General features: G+C 38.8%; 18 protein-coding genes and 1 pseudogene. 16 read left to right on the top strand and 3 right to left on the bottom strand.

The genetic code is table 11. The annotated features are described in order from the left end of the window. Position 1: 1 nt before the first annotated feature. Positions 2–1,894 carry a PTS fructose transporter subunit IIABC gene (locus tag OSJ91_RS15890; RefSeq protein WP_485890026.1) on the top strand — a complete coding sequence of 631 codons (1,893 nt, stop codon included), beginning with the start codon at positions 2–4 and terminating at the stop codon, positions 1,892–1,894. Between the two features lie 44 nt (positions 1,895–1,938). Here OSJ91_RS15890 and OSJ91_RS15885 read toward each other — a convergent pair whose 3' ends face one another. Next, positions 1,939–2,307: a VOC family protein gene (locus tag OSJ91_RS15885; RefSeq protein ID WP_485890025.1), complete on the bottom strand. Its 369-nt coding sequence runs from the start codon at positions 2,305–2,307 to the stop codon at positions 1,939–1,941. A gap of 187 nt (positions 2,308–2,494) precedes the next feature. On the opposite strand from OSJ91_RS15885, the gene OSJ91_RS15880 reads away from it, so the two are divergent. The 3 genes from OSJ91_RS15880 to OSJ91_RS15870 all read left to right on the top strand — a co-directional run bounded on the left by OSJ91_RS15880 (position 2,495) and on the right by OSJ91_RS15870 (position 4,219). Beyond that, a complete protein-coding gene (locus tag OSJ91_RS15880; protein WP_485890024.1) occupies positions 2,495–2,899 on the top strand; it encodes a secondary thiamine-phosphate synthase enzyme YjbQ in 405 nt (134 codons plus the stop codon). 39 nt (positions 2,900–2,938) lie between these two features. Further along, complete coding sequence (locus OSJ91_RS15875) at positions 2,939–3,514, top strand: GNAT family N-acetyltransferase (protein ID WP_413018381.1); 576 nt, start codon at positions 2,939–2,941, stop codon at positions 3,512–3,514. A gap of 105 nt (positions 3,515–3,619) precedes the next feature. Next, on the top strand, positions 3,620–4,219 hold the full coding sequence (locus tag OSJ91_RS15870; RefSeq protein WP_350299109.1) for a cell wall hydrolase: 600 nt from the start codon (positions 3,620–3,622) through the stop codon (positions 4,217–4,219). Between the two features lie 63 nt (positions 4,220–4,282). Here OSJ91_RS15870 and OSJ91_RS15865 read toward each other — a convergent pair whose 3' ends face one another. Continuing rightward, entirely contained in the window at positions 4,283–4,870 is a 588-nt protein-coding gene (locus tag OSJ91_RS15865; protein WP_350299108.1) for a DUF2087 domain-containing protein, read from the bottom strand. 177 nt (positions 4,871–5,047) lie between these two features. Here OSJ91_RS15865 and trhA point away from each other — a divergent pair, with 177 nt between their 5' ends. Together trhA and OSJ91_RS15855 are read left to right on the top strand one after the other, a co-directional pair. Continuing rightward, the gene (gene trhA, locus OSJ91_RS15860) at positions 5,048–5,692 is read left to right on the top strand and encodes a PAQR family membrane homeostasis protein TrhA (RefSeq protein ID WP_101225198.1); all 645 of its coding nucleotides are present in this window, start codon (positions 5,048–5,050) and stop codon (positions 5,690–5,692) included. Positions 5,693–5,791: 99 nt separating this feature from the next. Beyond that, positions 5,792–6,277 (top strand): YusW family protein, encoded by a 486-nt coding sequence (locus OSJ91_RS15855; protein ID WP_350299107.1) that lies wholly within the window; start codon positions 5,792–5,794, stop codon positions 6,275–6,277. Positions 6,278–6,559: 282 nt separating this feature from the next. On the opposite strand, the gene OSJ91_RS15850 is transcribed toward OSJ91_RS15855, so the two are convergent. Beyond that, positions 6,560–7,132: a biotin transporter BioY gene (locus tag OSJ91_RS15850; RefSeq protein ID WP_230175713.1), complete on the bottom strand. Its 573-nt coding sequence runs from the start codon at positions 7,130–7,132 to the stop codon at positions 6,560–6,562. A 315-nt stretch (positions 7,133–7,447) separates the two neighbouring features. On the opposite strand from OSJ91_RS15850, the gene OSJ91_RS15845 reads away from it, so the two are divergent. The 10 genes and pseudogenes from OSJ91_RS15845 (at position 7,448) to OSJ91_RS15800 (ending at position 16,887) form a co-directional block, all read left to right on the top strand. After that, positions 7,448–7,984 (top strand): NfeD family membrane protein, encoded by a 537-nt coding sequence (locus OSJ91_RS15845; protein ID WP_485890023.1) that lies wholly within the window; start codon positions 7,448–7,450, stop codon positions 7,982–7,984. Between the two features lie 3 nt (positions 7,985–7,987). Then, a complete protein-coding gene (gene floT, locus OSJ91_RS15840) occupies positions 7,988–9,520 on the top strand; it encodes a flotillin lipid rafts scaffold protein FloT (RefSeq protein ID WP_413018370.1) in 1,533 nt (510 codons plus the stop codon). Between the two features lie 247 nt (positions 9,521–9,767). Then, a pseudogene (locus tag OSJ91_RS15835) lies at positions 9,768–10,112 on the top strand (hypothetical protein); the annotation flags it as partial. A gap of 8 nt (positions 10,113–10,120) precedes the next feature. Next, positions 10,121–10,243, top strand: a complete 123-nt coding sequence (locus tag OSJ91_RS15830) for a DNA methyltransferase (RefSeq protein WP_485890022.1) — start codon at positions 10,121–10,123, stop codon at positions 10,241–10,243. A gap of 856 nt (positions 10,244–11,099) precedes the next feature. Beyond that, on the top strand, positions 11,100–11,453 hold the full coding sequence (locus OSJ91_RS15825) for a DUF3870 domain-containing protein (RefSeq protein ID WP_201224777.1): 354 nt from the start codon (positions 11,100–11,102) through the stop codon (positions 11,451–11,453). A 201-nt stretch (positions 11,454–11,654) separates the two neighbouring features. Next, the gene (locus OSJ91_RS15820) at positions 11,655–12,680 is read left to right on the top strand and encodes an LLM class flavin-dependent oxidoreductase (RefSeq protein WP_485890021.1); all 1,026 of its coding nucleotides are present in this window, start codon (positions 11,655–11,657) and stop codon (positions 12,678–12,680) included. A 63-nt stretch (positions 12,681–12,743) separates the two neighbouring features. After that, entirely contained in the window at positions 12,744–13,295 is a 552-nt protein-coding gene (locus tag OSJ91_RS15815; protein ID WP_485890020.1) for an NADPH-dependent FMN reductase, read from the top strand. A gap of 127 nt (positions 13,296–13,422) precedes the next feature. Next, the gene (locus tag OSJ91_RS15810) at positions 13,423–14,385 is read left to right on the top strand and encodes a hypothetical protein (protein ID WP_413018295.1); all 963 of its coding nucleotides are present in this window, start codon (positions 13,423–13,425) and stop codon (positions 14,383–14,385) included. Further along, complete coding sequence (fahA, locus tag OSJ91_RS15805; protein WP_413018293.1) at positions 14,382–15,683, top strand: fumarylacetoacetase; 1,302 nt, start codon at positions 14,382–14,384, stop codon at positions 15,681–15,683. Before OSJ91_RS15810 ends, fahA begins: the two co-directional genes overlap by 4 nt. Before the next feature lie 40 nt (positions 15,684–15,723). After that, positions 15,724–16,887, top strand: a complete 1,164-nt coding sequence (locus OSJ91_RS15800; RefSeq protein ID WP_485890019.1) for a homogentisate 1,2-dioxygenase — start codon at positions 15,724–15,726, stop codon at positions 16,885–16,887. Positions 16,888–17,046: the final 159 nt, after the last annotated feature.

Below are 17,046 nucleotides of genomic sequence, written 5' to 3'. Positions count from 1 at the left end.
TATGAAAATTACAGACTTGTTAAAATTGGATACAATCATAATAGATTTGCAAAGCGTTACAAAGCAAGCAGTCATTGATGAACTATCAGGAAAGTTGGCAGAGGCAGACAGGTTAAACGATGTGGAGGGTTTCAAAGCTGCCATCTTAAAACGTGAAGAGCAAAGCACAACAGGGATTGGTGAAGGGATAGCCATACCGCATGCAAAAACAGATGCTGTAAGGATACCAGCCATCTGTTTCGGCAAATCGGTCAGTGGTGTGGATTATGAATCGCTTGATGGGCAGCCAGCTCATTTGTTCTTTATGATTGCAGCAAGTGAGGGAGCGAATGCAGATCACTTGGAAACCCTTTCCCGGCTTTCTTCGTTACTGATGGATGATAAATTCAGAGCCCGCTTGATTTCTGCTTCTTCTGGTGAGGAAGTGTTGGAGATAATCAATCAAAAAGAAATGGAGGCTTATGAAGAAGAAAGTGAAGAGGAGCAATCAAGTAATGGTGCCAGTGGTAACAATAGAGGAGGTAAAATCCTTGCCGTTACAGCTTGTCCAACAGGAATTGCCCATACTTATATGGCTGCCGATGCGTTAAAGGCCAAAGCGAAGGAAATGGGAATCGATTTCAAAGTGGAAACAAATGGCTCCACAGGAATCAAAAATGGTTTAACCGCCGCAGAGATTGATGAAGCGGATGCAATTATCGTCGCAGCGGATAAGCAGGTGGAAATGGATCGTTTTAATGGAAAACATGTCATTATTGTCCCTGTTGCCCATGGAATCCGGAAGACCGAGGAGCTGTTAACCAGAGCCGTGAATCAGGATGCACCTGTTTACAAAGGAACTGGAAATGATAAAAGTGATGAAGGTGATTCAGCTAAAGGAGGATTGGGGATTTACAAGCACTTAATGAATGGCGTAAGTAATATGCTTCCATTTGTCGTCGGGGGCGGAATCCTGATTGCGCTTTCTTTCTTTTTCGGGATCGAGGCAGCAGATCCGGCAAATCCGGAGTATAATCCCATTGCCAAAGCATTAAGTGATATTGGAGGGGGAAATGGTGCCTTCTTCTTACTTATCCCTGTCCTGGCTGGATTCATTGCTTCAAGTATTGCCGACCGTCCAGGTTTTGCTCCTGGTATGGTAGGGGGATTATTGGCAGCACAGGCTAATGCCGGTTTTCTTGGCGGACTGATCGCCGGTTTCCTTGCAGGTTATGTAGTCTTACTGTTAAGAAAATTGTTTTCCAAGTTACCGCAAACACTCGATGGCATTAAACCGGTTTTACTCTATCCTGTATTCGGAATGTTAATTACAGGGTTTATCATGATATTTCTTATAAATGAACCAGTAACAGCAATTAACACGGGATTGACCAATTGGCTGCAGGGCTTATCCGGAACGAACGCAATATTCCTAGGCTTGATTCTTGGGGGTATGATGGCTGTGGATATGGGCGGACCTTTAAATAAAGCAGCATTCACTTTTGGGATTGCAGCCATTGAGGCATCAAGTTTCGGACCGCATGCTGCAGTAATGGCTGGCGGAATGGTTCCTCCCCTGGGAATCGCATTTGCAACTACATTCTTTAAAAGTAAATTCAGTGAAATGGAAAGGAAGTCCGGATTCACTAATTACTTCATGGGTGCTTCATTCATCACAGAGGGTGCCATTCCTTTTGCGGCGGCCGATCCATTGCGCGTTATCGTCAGCAGTGTTGTTGGTGCAGCGACGGCAGGAGCCCTGTCAATGGCTTTTAGTGTAACTTTGCCAGCGCCACATGGGGGAATATTTGTCATCCCTCTAGTCAACCATCCTTTCCTCTATTTGCTGGCGATTTTAATAGGAGCCCTCATTACCGCTTTAATATTGGGATTCTGGAAAAAGAAACAAAAATAAATTTACTACAAAAGCGGGTCCGAGATAAATGGACCCGCTTTTTATTATATCCATTCCAAAATTTCGATCCGGTTGCCGAAGGGATCGGCTAAATATATGCGGTTCGCCCCGAGCAACCTCTCGTCTACTGTAAAAGAAATACGCTTAGTAATTAGATGTTGTTTAAAGTCATTAAGATTTTCAACTTCAAGTGCTGGATGGGCTTTTCTCGCGGGGATGAAATTATCCTCCGTTCCGATATGAATTTTGATCGATCCCGATTCAAACCATAACCCGCCATTGGACCTTAATGATCGAGGCTTATTCACTTCCTTAAACATTAATATCTCAGTGAAAAACTTCCTTGATTGGTCCTCGGTATTTTTGGGAGATGCTAATTGGTAATGGTCGATTGACTTAAAAATGAAACTCATCTTACCACTCCTCCTAATTCCTTATATATCCAATTTTAAAATAAAAAGAGCAATAAGAATAGGTTATTTTTTTAATTGCTATTGATAAGATTTTCTTATGTTTTAATTTTGAATTGTTAAAAAAGCAAAGCATGAATGTAATGTTTATGGGTAAAGGAGTATTAAAATGACAAAGGAGTGAACTTACATGCTGAAGAAAAACACCTTAAAAACGACGAAAAGGGATGATATGATTGATGTTACGACAGAAGTGCAGACCTTCATTAATGAAAATGGGATTCAAGAGGGGATAGCTCTTATATATTGTCCACATACGACTGCAGGAATCACGATTAATGAAAATGCTGATCCCGATGTCAAAAAGGATATGCTAAGAAGACTGGATGAGCAATACCCATGGAACCATACATTGGATTTACATATGGAAGGAAACACGGCAGCCCATTTGAAATCTAGTACGGTTGGTTCTTCACAACAGGTGATCATCCATAAAGGGAGCTTAATCCTTGGTACATGGCAGGGTATATATTTTTGTGAATTCGATGGTCCCAGACAAAGGCAATATTTTATAAAATTATGTGTCGACCGGTAAAATGGAAGGTAAAGCAAGGATGAAGTGGGAGGAAGCGGATTGGACGATGTTTGGATTGAAGGAAGCAAAGTAATATTGAGGAATGTTAAACAAGCCGATTTAAAACGTTTATGGAGCCTGAAATATGGAGAAGCCGATCCAGAATGGAAAAAATGGGATGCACCTTATTATCCTCTAGAACTCATTGATTTCCATACGTATATCGATAAAGAACTGAAGCATAAAACCTATGATGAGAAAATGGGGGCTTACTCCGAGTTATTAATGGAAAAAAACGATCAAATAATAGGATCTGTTGTATATTACTGGGAACATGAACCTTCACGCTGGCTTGAAATCGGAATTACGATTTTTGAGCCCAAGTATTGGAACGGCGGTTACGGAACAGAAGCGTTAATGTTGTTCATAGGCTATTTATTCGAAAAAATGGAGATTGAGCGCGTTGGGCTGACGACATGGTCAGGTAATGAACGTATGATCGCAGTTGGAGAAAAGGTAGGCATGCAAGTGGAGGGAAGGATGAGAAAATGCCGTTATCATGAAGGTTATTATTATGATTCAATCAGAATGGGAATGCTACGGGAAGAATGGGAATCATTAAAATTTCGAAGTTAATAGACCCGTGAAAAATTTTCCTTCATTTCCTTGGAAAAAATTTAGCACTGTTTTCTCCCATATGGTCTGTTATCCTAGGAAGATGCTTAACGAGGAGGTTACAAGATGAAATTATCAGTTATAATAACCGTGATAATGACTCTAAGTGTCATCATACTTGGGATAGCTTTTCCTAAGGGAACGACCAGTAAAGCTTCGGATGGAGCAACCAAACATGTCATTAAACAAGGTGAATCGATATGGGATATTGCGAAGCAGCACGGTGTTCCAATCGGTAAGTTGAAAGAAGTCAATCATAATGTAAATAATGTTGCCGAGCCTGGTAAAACATTGATTATTCCACATGCAATGAATGAAAAAGATAAAGAATTATTAGCAAGGCTTGTGCATGCAGAAGCTAAAGGGGAGCCATACAGAGGAAAGGTCGAGGTGGCAGGAGTTGTTTTGAATCGCCTTGATAGCGATGAATTTCCTGATACAGTACGGGAAGTCATCTATCAAAAAAACCAATTCTCGCCTGTTGGTGATGGCAGTATAAATAAACCAGCAGGAGATGATGCCAAGAAAGCTGTCAATGAAGCATTGGCGATTCATGGCTACACAAATGATGCATTGTATTTTTGGAATCCTAGCATTTCGGACAGCGAATGGATGAAACAATTAGAGGTAATCAAAATCATCGGCGGTCACCATTTTGCCATATAAACTGCATCTCAAGAACCGGCTTTCCAAATGGGAGGCCGGTTTTTTATTTTTAGAATCCTTCCGTTAAACGATGTCAGCCCACATCTCGCGGGGATTCAGTTCATAAATGCTGTTTTCACGGTACATGATGCTTCCGATAATGAGTTCACGCCTTATCGTTGCATAATCATCATGGAATGACTGGATGAATTCATTCAGTTCTTTTTCTGGATATTTACGTCCCTTTTCCAGAAGGCTGCCAATATGATGAAGGATGATCATTTTCTTTTTCCTTTGTGCTGGTATTGTTTTTAGTCGGCCATCTGGCGTATAGAAGTTTTCAAGGATCTTTTTGTGTTCTAAATTCAGCTTTTGATTATCCATTTTATTAGAGTCCCCCTTAGTTGAAACCATTTTAGGTAATGCTGACGAATAATGCTTCAGTACATCTTCATTCAAAAAATAATATACCGTATTTTTTTCCCTGCGATCCTTCACTAAATTAATGTCCTTCAATTTCGTTAAATGGTGTGAAATGGTCGGGGCCGTCAATTTTAATATTCCCGCAAGTGCCTGTCCGTGTTTTGGGCCATTTGCCAGGATGGATATAATCCTAATCCTGGTTACATCACCAATCGTTTTATGGAAAGCGACCAATTTTTCTAATTGCACTTTTATCCCCCATTTTTTAATTAGATTATCATCTAATTAGATTATCATCTAATTAGATGATAATCTAATTAGTGGGTATTAATCAAGTTAATATTCACTTTTCTATATTGCTTGGAAGATCTGGTGTATACTTTAGGTGAATACAAAAAAATTAAGCCGGAATTAAGGAGCTGTAACATGGCTAATACACATGTTTATACAAAAAAAGAAGAAGTGGTCAATGCGATAACCCATGGTATCGGCGTTTTGTTAAGTATTGCCGCCCTTGTGTTTTTAATCATATTCTCAGCCCAAACAGGATCGCCTTGGCATGTAGTCATTTCAGTCATTTATGGTGTTTCCATGCTACTTTTATATGTTTCTTCCACTTTAGTGCATAGTTTTCCAGAGGGCAAAACGAAGGATATATTTGAAATCTTTGATCATTCAGCCATATATATATTCATTGCAGGGACATACACGCCCATCATGCTTCTTGTGATCCAAGGGTCACTCGGCTGGACACTGCTAGGGATAATTTGGGGAGTTGCAATCATTGGCGTCGTCTTCAAAGCTTTCTATGTGAAAAGATTCCTCTTCCTTTCGACGATTCTCTATATTGCAATGGGGTGGATGATCGTTATCGTTTGGGGACCGCTAACAGCAACGATGCCTTCAGCCGGTATCCAGTTATTGATTGCAGGGGGATTGCTTTATACGTTTGGAGCCATCTTTTATGTATGGCGCGGTTTTCCGTTTCATCACGCGGTTTGGCATGTATTCGTGCTTGGGGGGTCTGTCACACACTTTTTTGCGGTATTGTTTTATATCCTTCCACTATGATCACTTGGTTGATTTGATATATCTGAGAGATTCTTGAGGTTTTAAATGTTCCCTATTAGGAAATAAATAACGTATACAAACTAAAGGAGGAAAAAACTAATGAGAAGATCAATCAAAATATTATCGGTCCCGTTTGCAGCTATGCTTGTTTTGGCTGGATGCGGCGAAGAAAACGATGAAGTGAAAAACCCGCCGGTTCAGGAAAATGAAAATCAAGCGGAAAATAATCCTGAAACAGGAACGGATAATAATGAAAAACTGCCTTTCACTTATAAGGATTTTCAATTAGAAGTGGATTATACAGGCAATGATAACGAATACGAAGCTGAATATGATACCATGGGAGCTCAAACAGAAGCTTCGATCGAGGACAAACTTAACAAACATGAAGTTCACGGTGATGAGGCAATGAAAGAATTGACCCCGATTTTAGAAAAATTGACATTCACCAAAGATTCATCAGATGAGGAAGTCATTCAAGAAGTGACAAAAGCTTTTAATTTGAAAGATGACTATCAAGAATTCGATCTAGAGGTCGTTTTCGATGATGGTACGAAAAAAGAATATCAAGTGAATAATAAGTAACCAAATCCGTTACTATATTCTTCCTTATGTAATAAAATGGTAGCATGTTCATTGTGTCCTCAATAGTTGTCAAATTACTGTTACTATAGTAAAATGATTACGGTTAGCAAAGGGGATAATATACAATTGCTATTCATATTCGGACTTATGGGGATAGGACCGCAATAAATACTTGTAAAAAAGATTCTTTTTAAGAGTCTTTTTTTTTATGCAGTGTTCCGGAATTTGAATATATATGAAAGAGAGGGTACCACAAGCGGTACCCTCTCTTTCATATATCCATCATTGGGAAAGTGGTGCATTTTTTTTTGGCAGCATATTAGCCGACGCTAACCTTGAACGGATTGTAATGCCAAGCCAAGATGCAAGGAATGCTTTTAAAACGCCTACGATTATAAATGGAGCAAAACCGCTGGCAAATGCCACTGGCCAAGATAATGAACTCATATATTTTAACCAAACCGTACCGATGACCAAAGTGACTATCATCCCGATTGTATTTGCAAGGAAAGCCATCGCAACTGAGAAACGCGTTTTTTCCAATATCAAACCCGTTATATACACTGTCGGGATATAGGATAATAAATAACCGCCAGTCGGACCGAATATCTTAGCTAGCCCTCCTGACATTTCAGCGAATACTGGTACTCCCGCTGCTCCTATGAACAAGTATAATAAAACGGAAGAGGTTCCATAACGTGAACCCAGTATCGTAGCAGCCAATCCAACAGCTAGAGTCTGTCCTGTAATCGGTACTATGGGCAGTGGAATTGTAATTTGGGCAAGTATTCCTATAAGTGCTGCAAATAAAGCTGTAACCATCATCATTCTTAACTTCTCATGACGTTCCTTCATCGTGCTTCCTCCTAATGTAAACCTAGTTATGTAACGAGTTAACATATAAAGAATTTTAATATGTTAAGTAAACACTGTCAATGATATTATGAATTTTATTTCAATAATGTACTTTTAGAAGATAGGGTTTGTCCGAGGAGAAAATTTAAAACTTGGAAAATAAATGAAACTTTTTGAATGCGTCATTCGTATGAATGGTAAGCAAAGTAAATGGAGGGGATTATAACCATAGATTATCAATGTTGGAGAAACGCTTATCCCAGGTCCTTAAAGTAGTAAGCGGCTTGGAAAAATCGAATTTAAAGGATGAAAGAGATGGAGTTATTTGGGGTTCCGTTAGAAACAGTCTATTTATATGGATTAATTATATTCGGGGGGCTAACATTCTTATTTATCTTGTTTAATGATATATTTTCCGGCCTTGAATTACCGGATATATTTAATCCAACTCTCATTTTTAGCTTTTTCACCGTGTTTTTTGCGAGTGGGTTTTTGCTTGAATCGCTATCAGGACTTAATTCTGGATTGAGTGCCGGCATTTCCCTGATCATTTCATTTATTATCGTCACTTTACTGAATGTATTTGTTTTGATTCCCATCTCATCAGCGGAAGAAAGTTTGACATTTCATGATAATGACCTGAGAGGGAGGGTCGGCAGGGTTCTGACATCAATCCCGGTTGACGGGTTTGGGGAAGTCCTGATTGAAAGCATCAGCGGAAGCATCGCGAAAACTGCGACAGGTTATAAGAATGAAGGTATTGTTTCGGATACAAAGGTCTTGATCATCGAAGTTAAAAATGGGGTTGTCTATGTTATACCCCACCAGGATTTAAAAAAGGGTAGGAGGTAAGTTATGTTTGATTTGATTTGGATTGTTGTCGCCATTGTTGCATTTTTACTTATCGCACTTATTGCTGTCTTTATTACGAAATACCGCACGGCTGGTCCTGATGAGGCATTGATCGTGACCGGAAGCTACTTAGGAAGCAAAAATGTTCACATCGACGAATCAGGAAATAAAATTAAAATCGTCCGTGGCGGTGGTGCATTCGTTCTCCCGGTGTTCCAGCAAGCGGAACCGCTAAGCTTGTTATCAAGCAAGCTTGAGGTCTCAACTCCTGAAGTATATACGGAACAGGGAGTTCCTGTCATGGCAGATGGTGTATCGATAATCAAGATTGGCAGTTCAATCACCGATATCGCCACAGCGGCAGAGCAATTCCTTGGTAAATCAAAAGATGACCGTGAACAGGAAGCTCGGGAAGTCTTGGAAGGACATCTTCGTTCCATCCTTGGTTCGATGACAGTCGAGGAAATTTATAAAAACCGTGAAAAGTTTTCCCAGGAAGTACAGAGGGTAGCCTCGCAGGATTTAGCTAAAATGGGACTCATTATCGTATCGTTCACGATTAAAGATGTTCGTGATAAAAATGGATATCTTGAATCGCTCGGAAAGCCAAGGATTGCCCAGGTGAAGAGGGATGCCGATATAGCTACCGCCGATGCAGAGAAAGAAACGCGAATCAAGCGAGCCGAAGCTTCGAAGGAAGCCCAGCGTGCCGAACTTGAAAGGGCAACCGAAATAGCAGAAGCCGAAAAAATCAACAAGCTAAAGGTTGCGGAATTCCGACGTGAGCAGGATATTGCCAAAGCACGGGCTGACCAAGCTTACGATCTTGAAACGGCCAGATCCAAACAGGATGTAACAGAACAGGAAATGCAAATCAGGATCATAGAACGTCAAAAGCAAATTGAGCTGGAGGAAAAAGAAATCCTTCGCCGTGAAAAGCAATATGATTCAGAAGTGAAGAAAAAGGCCGATGCCGACCGTTATGCGGTAGAGCAGGCAGCCTCCGCCAACAAGATGAAACAGATTACAGAAGCGGATGCCGATAAGTATAAAATTGAAGCCATGGCGAAAGCGGAAGCGGAACGTGTTCGTATGGACGGTCTTGCTAAAGCGGACGCACAAAGGGCACAAGGTACGACTGAAGCGGAAATCATCCGGTTAAAAGGGGTAGCAGAGGCAGAAGCCAAGCAGAAGATAGCTGAAGCTTTTGAACAGTTTGGGCAAGCGGCCGTAATGGACATGATTTTGAAAATGCTGCCGGAGTATGCAAAACAAGTGGCTAGCCCGCTTAGTAATATCGACAAGATCACTGTAGTGGATACAGGTGGAAGCGGTGCGAATGGTGGGGCTAATAAAGTGACTGGGTATGCAACGGATTTAATGGCATCCTTGCAGGAGTCATTAAAGGCATCTTCGGGAATTGATGTCAAAGACTTGCTTGAGAATTTCTCAGGAAAACGAAATTTACCATTTACCACCATCAGCCAGGAGAATATCGAAGCGAACATGAATATGGCAGCAGGCAAGGAAGAGTAACAGGGGAAAAATTTAAGGGAGGTAAGAGCTACTTGTATGCTCTTACCTTTTTTGAATAGTTTTCGCTTATAAAAGGCATGATCAGTTTATCTGACCTTTATTAATTAACAAATATGTACGTCATACTGGGTTTTCAAGTAATTCATCATCCTTTGTTATTGGTGGGAATAATGAAAGCAATTAAAGTAAAAGGAAGTCGTCAAAAAAGAGTGGATTTTTATCATCGAATCCATAAGAATTTAAAAGAGTACTTGTTCCAGGTGGAACAATGGTCGTTTTTTACTATATTTTTAAAATGAGGGATATATCAATAGTTGCAGAAAAGCTGAAGTTGAAACAACAAAGAATTGGTATTTGGGAAAAAACGAATCCGGTGCCCATAAATGCGAAAGTAAATTATTTGTCAAACTCAAGAGAATATTTTATTTCCTATACTAAAGGGACAAAAAGAACGTTTAATTCTTATTATGATAGGGCTTCTTATGAAGCACCTATAGTTAGTGGGAAAGTGAGATTTCACCCTTGTCAAAAGCCAGTTGATGTTCTCGAAAAAAAATTGCAACCCATTCTAATAAAGGTGAAACAGTATTAGATTGTTTTATGGGTTCAGGGTCAACAGGACAGGCTGCTATAAATCTAAATCGGAACTTTATTGGTTTCGAATTAGATAATACCTACTTTAACAAAGCTTCGAATGCTTTGAATAAAGATACCGTAAGTTAAATGATGATGTTGTTGAAACCTGTTGAAGACTTCGGGGTACCCCTCTTATGACAATAATTAATTTACTACTCAAAGGCTTTAACCCCTAACTTAATGATCCGAGTAAAACACCGTTTCCCGCGAGCTGCTTGGAAGCGAATTAAACATTACTGCATCTAATTATTCTTTTCTTGAAAAGAAAAAAATATGAGCAATCCATCATAATGTTAACCAAAGAAATTTGCCAAGAAGATAAATGGATATTCGAAGACATAAATATAAGGAGTGTGTATCTTGCGGGCATAGCTAAGAAGAAGATTTGGAATTTCAATAATCTTGTTTTGAAGTAGTGGGTTTTTAGATTATCACTCTTTGTTGTTGGTGTTGGCTTTAATATCAAGTATTAAAAAAAGCGTTGCTATTAGCAATGCTTTTTAACTTAGAAGAATAAGTTTTTACTGTTGTTAGGTAATTTAAGCGCAGATAGAACATCGATAGCCTCTAATCCTAAATTTAGCCGCGTGTTTAAAGCCGTGGTTTTTTAGGTCGAACCTTCTTAGCTAACGTGTTAAGATCCAGATATTCGGAGAAATCTCGTTTTATTTTTGCTAGATAGGATGCTTTGTTGAGTTCAAAATCATTCATTTTATCAACAAAATAAGATTCATCATCGTAAAATACAAGCTGCTAATGATTGCTGGAGATAATTGTGCCATCAACTTAATTATTCAGGCCAAAATCAGAAAAAATTTGCTTTATTCTCTTTTATTTTATCTTTGCACTAGAACCATATAATGATAATACATTATTTATCGATTATAATAATATAGATGCAAATTTATTATTTCAGTAATTGCGGAAGAAAGGATGAAAATGTATGTCTATAGAAGTCAAGGAAAGTTATGTTCTAGTAGCAGGATTTGCTCAATTGCCGAAGGGTACGCCAGTTTTTGAGTTGCAAAAAACAATAGGATGTATCCTTATGGTTGATACGGAGACTGATACGATCATAAAAGCAACATTTACCTTTTTACAAGAATTAACAAATGAGTTTGTAAGTGAATTACTTCGAGGAAAATCCTTATTTAATACGGATGAAATTATTGTAGATATAGAAAAAAGGTTTATTGTTCCGCCACAGAAGGCTGTTATTCAAGCATTGCTTACAGCTAAGAAAAGTTATCAAGAAAGAAAAAATAATTTCGAGATTAAAGAAAACGCTTGCAAATAACTGAAAATTTATAATATAATAACACTAACAACATAAAGCTAGTGTTTAACTGGGTTATCTATTGAGCAAGGACAAGGGCCGAACCTCAATAAGTAGATAAAGAGCCAGTAGTAATAAGAATTTTAAATGAAGTATCACTTCGTTTAATTTCTATTGCTGCTGGTTTTTTGTTTGTTTAAAAAATTATTGGAGGTTTTTTAGATGGAATTTGGTTTATTTACGGTATTTGACAATTATAAAAATTATAAAGCAACATTTGAACGTACACCAGAGCAACTATTGCATGAAGTATTAGAACAAACGGTTGTAGCGGATGGTTTTGGATATAACGCTGCTTGGTTTGCTGAACATCATTTTAGTGAGTATGGAATTTTAACTACACCTCAAACGTTTCTTGCTATAGCAGCAGAACGGACAAAGAACATCCGACTAGGTACCGCCATTGTGACATTACCTTTTAAGAATCCGATTCAAGTAGCAGAAGATTACGCTTTACTAGATGTATTAAGCAACGGTCGACTAAATTTAGGTTTAGGTAGCGGTTATCTTCCACATGAATTTACCGGATTTAATGTTGAGGGGAAAGATAAAGCATTAAGATTCAATGATTCTCTTGCTGTAATTGAAAAAGCATGGAAAGGTGAGAAATTCTCACATCATGGAGATTATTATCAATTTACAGATATTAAACTTGAAGTTATCCCTAAACAGAAGGAAGTGCCAATTTGGATTGGTACATTAAGTCATAATGGTGCTAATTTTGTTGGAAAAATGGGCTATAACATTAGTGGAGTTCCTTACGTGGCCTGCAATTCAATCGCTGAATTGAAAGATATCATCGGTAGTTACAAAGATACGTATCGCAAAGCAGGTCATAATGAGAAGAAAGTGAAAGTTCCGCTCGCTCTTCATACTTACGTAGCAGAAACAACAGAAGAAGCTATCGCAACTGCTAAACCTCATCTAGATTTATATCTTGACACACGTATGTATGGCAAAAGCGCGAAATATCAGGATTTAAGAGATAGAGAGCAAGTACTAATTGGTTCGCCTGAGGATGTTATTGCCATGCTGAAAAGATATCAGGATGCTGGTTGTGATCATATCATGATGCTTATGAATTTTGGCGGATTACCACATGAAAAAGTCTTAAAATCAATGGAATTGATCGCAAAAGAAGTGATGCCGGCATTTAAGAAATCCGCGGAAAAAGAATTGTTAGTTTAAGCCGATCAAAGACTTTGTAAAACGTTTTGAGTTATTAACCTCAAGAAAGGAAGGCAGGAACTTATGAAACTCCTTGGGATATCAGGGACAATTTTAGGTATAAAAACCTCAGTCTTAGTGCAAAGGATACTGGATGAAATAAAACAAAAACATCCTGAAATAGAAGTGGGAATGTTAGATTTAAGGGATTATGAACTACAATTTTGCGATGGCAGAAAACTAGATGATTATAACGAAGATACACGAAAAGTAATAGAGAAAGTGACTCAAGCAGATTTTTATTTGATTGGGTCACCTATTTTCAATAGTTCAATCCCTGCGCCTTTGAAAAATCTAATTGACTTAATTCCCCCGGACGTATTCCGTCACAAAGTAATGGGCTTTGCGGCTAATGGTGGAACATACCAGCATTACTTAATGGTTGAAAATCAATTAAAACCGATAGCGGGCTATTTGCGTGCTTATATTGCACCAAGTTACGTGTACGCTCATACAAGTCATTATAATGATAAAAATGAGATTCATGATGAGGAAATTGTGATGCGTATCCGTAATTTGGCTGATGAACTGGTTCATATGCAATATGGCTTAGGTCAAATGTTAATTAGAGAATAAGATATATATTTAAATCCGTTCCCAGTAAGTGTTTTCGAATATCACTTACTGGGAACGGATTACATCAACTTTGCCAAGAGAGAAGCAAATTCGAATATAAAGAGTGTGTTATAAGAAAGGGTAAGAAATGAAAAATAATCCAAATCTCAACGTTTTGTTAGAAAATTTAATTGATTATGCAGGATTATTTCCGCCAGCTAATCTACCTTTGGATGCTGCAATTGAAAATTATGCGAATTATATCAATAGTGAAGATGCTTGGATGTTAGGACCGTTCATTATACCAGTCAAGAAGATTAATGAACTTCAAGCTTATGCTGATTTATTTTTAAAGAAAAAACCTTTAAATCTCTCAGTTGTCGGTAGAAAAAGCGAGTCTGAGAACGAATGTGTCGTTCAGCTTAAAGAAGACTTAGAGCAAATTCACGCTTATTCTAATAAATATAATGTTTGGTCCAACGTAGAAGCGTTTGAAATGCCTTTGCCATCTATTGTGCCAACTCAGGATCTGTTAGAAGAAGTTTCATCGGGGGCAAAAAAATTAGGAATGAAAGCATTCTGTGAAATGTCCCTAGTTAACGACGACCATTGGAAAAAGAATTTATGCAGCACGTTGGATGCAATAGTAGCATTCAATTCACTACATAAAGATAGATTAGGAGTGAAGCTGCGAACCGGTGGAATAAAAGCTGAGATGTTTCCAAGCCCTGAAAAAGTTGCTTTTGTAATCGCTTCATGTCGTGACCGAGATTTACCTATAAAGTTCACAGCTGGACTACATCACCCGATTCGAATGTATCGGGAAGAAGTTAACACAAAGATGCATGGTTTTCTTAACATCTTCCTGGCAGGTATGCTTGCTTATCATCTAAATCTAGATGAAGAAAGGATTGAGAAAATCATTTCCGATGAAAATACAAGTCATTTTACGATCGCTGATGATCGTTTGGTTTGGAAAAGTTTAAGTATTACATCTCAAGAGATGAAAGAGCTTCGAAAAAATTCATTATGTTCATTTGGGAGTTGCAGTTTTGATGAACCAAGAGATGAATTATTGGAATTAAGTAATCGACAGGAGGCCAGCAAGTGAAATCATTTATCGAAGTAAATGCAGATTCTCATTTCCCTATTCAAAATCTGCCATATGGAGTATTTAGTACAAACAATCAACCAAACCCTCGAGTTGGGGTTGCTATTGGAGACTATGTATTAGATTTATCGCTTTTGGAAGAGAAAGGTTTTTTTGTGAACATTATCGACAAAGGAAATACGGTTTTTAACAAGTCCTCACTCAACCATTTTATGGAATTAGGAAGGGGGATTTGGAGTGGAGTACGAAAAAAGCTCCAACTCCTATTGTCAAAGGATGAACCGCAACTAAGAGATAATCATGATTTTCGTAAACAAGTACTTCTTCCTAGAGAAGATGTGAAACTTCATCTACCTGTCAAAATTGGCGATTACACAGATTTTTATGCTTCCAAAGAGCATGCGACGAATGTTGGAATAATGTTTCGCGGTAAAGAGAATGCTTTAATGCCTAACTGGACTCATTTGCCTGTAGGTTACCATGGAAGAGCTAGTTCTGTTGTCTTGAGTGGGACGAATGTTCGACGTCCTTTAGGTCAAATAAAGTTACCTGATCGTGCCCCGATTTTTGAGCCATGTAGACAACTAGATTTTGAACTGGAAATGGGATGCTTTATCGGTATTGGGAATGATCGTGGAGAACCGATTCCGATTGAAGAGGCAGAAAAGCATGTTTTTGGAATGGTTTTAGTAAATGATTGGAGTGCTCGTGATATCCAGTCATGGGAATATCAACCTTTAGGTCCATTCCTAGCTAAGAATTTCGCAACTTCCATTTCACCGTGGGTAGTTCCATTAGAAGCGCTAGAGCCTTTTCGTGTAAAAGGACCGATCCAGGATCCGAAACCGCTAGAATATCTCGAACAGCCAGAGCCAGGTTTATTTAATATTCAACTTGAAGTGCATTTACGAAGCAAAGGGATGAGTACACCAAAACGAATCTGCTCAGGTAATTATCAATCTTTATATTGGAGTATAGCTCAGCAAGTCGCCCATCATACCATTGGAGGATGCGACCTGAACTCAGGTGATTTACTTGCTTCTGGTACGATTAGCGGCTCTGAAAAAGACTCCCGCGGTAGTTTGCTAGAGCTGACATGGAGAGGTACAGAACCAATTCGTTTAAACGAAGAGGATCAGAGAGAGTGGCTGGAAGACGGGGATGAGCTGACGATGACAGGCTGGTGCCAAGGTGAAGGATTTCGAATCGGCTTTGGAGAAGTTGTCGGAGTAATCGAGCCGGCGCTTGACCGCGAACAGGTATTGCGAAAGAAAGATCCAACGTATATTGGTAACTGATTCCAATATGGTAATTTAAATATAAAGGAGGCTTATTAGCATGACGTGGTATCAACAAATGGGGAAAATACCTCCTAAGAGGCACATCATGTTTCGTAAGGAGGATGACTCTTTATTTAGAGAGCAAGTTATGGGAACAAAAGGATTTTCAGGGATTCAGTCAATTTTATACCATCATAACCCTCCTACCCAGTTTTATAAAACAGATTTAATCGGAAATCATCATGTGGTATACGAGGAGCAAGGTGCGCTTCGTCCCCGTCATTTTTACACCGACAATGTAAATAATGAACCAAGTGATGCTGTAATGGGAAGGGAATATGTTCTTGGAAATGAAGACTTGTTAATAGGTGTAGTGAATCCCATCGAAAATATGGATTACTTCTATCGTAATGGAGATGGAGATGAGCTGTTATTTGTCCATCATGGTACGGGGGAAATTAAAACCACTTTTGGAACTCTCCAGTATAAGCCAGGTGATTATATTGTTATTCCGGTAGGGACGATTTATCGAGTTGCGCCAGATAAAGGAGAATCCAAGCTGCTTGTTGTCGAAACAAATAGCTGGATCACGACTCCTAAGCGTTATCGAAATGAATTTGGTCAACTTCTTGAACATAGTCCTTTTTGTGAAAGAGATATAAAAGGACCTGAAAAACTGGAGACCTACACTGAAAAAGGGGAATTCGAAGTGCGAACAAAGTCCAGAGGCTACTTGCATTCCCATTATTTTGCGAATCACCCGCTTGATGTTGTTGGCTGGGATGGTTATTTATATCCTTGGATATTTAATATAAGTGATTTTGAGCCGATAACTGGGCGCATTCACCAGCCACCGCCAGTCCATCAAACGTTTGAAGGACATAACTTTGTTATTTGCTCTTTTGTGCCTCGCTTATATGATTACCATCCAGAAGCCATTCCTGCTCCTTACTTCCATAGTAACGTGGACAGTGACGAAGTCTTGTATTATGTGGAAGGGAATTTTATGAGCCGTAAAGGAGTAAAGCAAGAATCTATTACACTCCATCCATCGGGCATTCCGCATGGTCCACATCCTGGAAAAGTTGAAGCAAGTATCGGTAAAAAAGAGACACTGGAATTGGCGGTTATGATTGATACATTTCGTCCTTTAAAAGTCGTTAAGAAGGCGCAGCAGATGGAAGATGTCAACTATCAATATAGCTGGGTTGAGAAAAAATAAGTGCGATAGTTTTTCTAGAATTATTAAAATAAGAACATAGTGAAAAGAGTTAGGCTGTTAGCCCGCAAGCTCAATACTTTTAAGATTGTGTGGAGAACAGCCTAAACATGAGTCGAGAAAATCCTTACTAAATAAAAATTTCACACTAACTTATCACTT

The organism is Bacillus sp. T-10(2022) (assembly GCF_056502895.1).
This window is presented reverse-complemented; position numbering and strand designations above follow the sequence as displayed.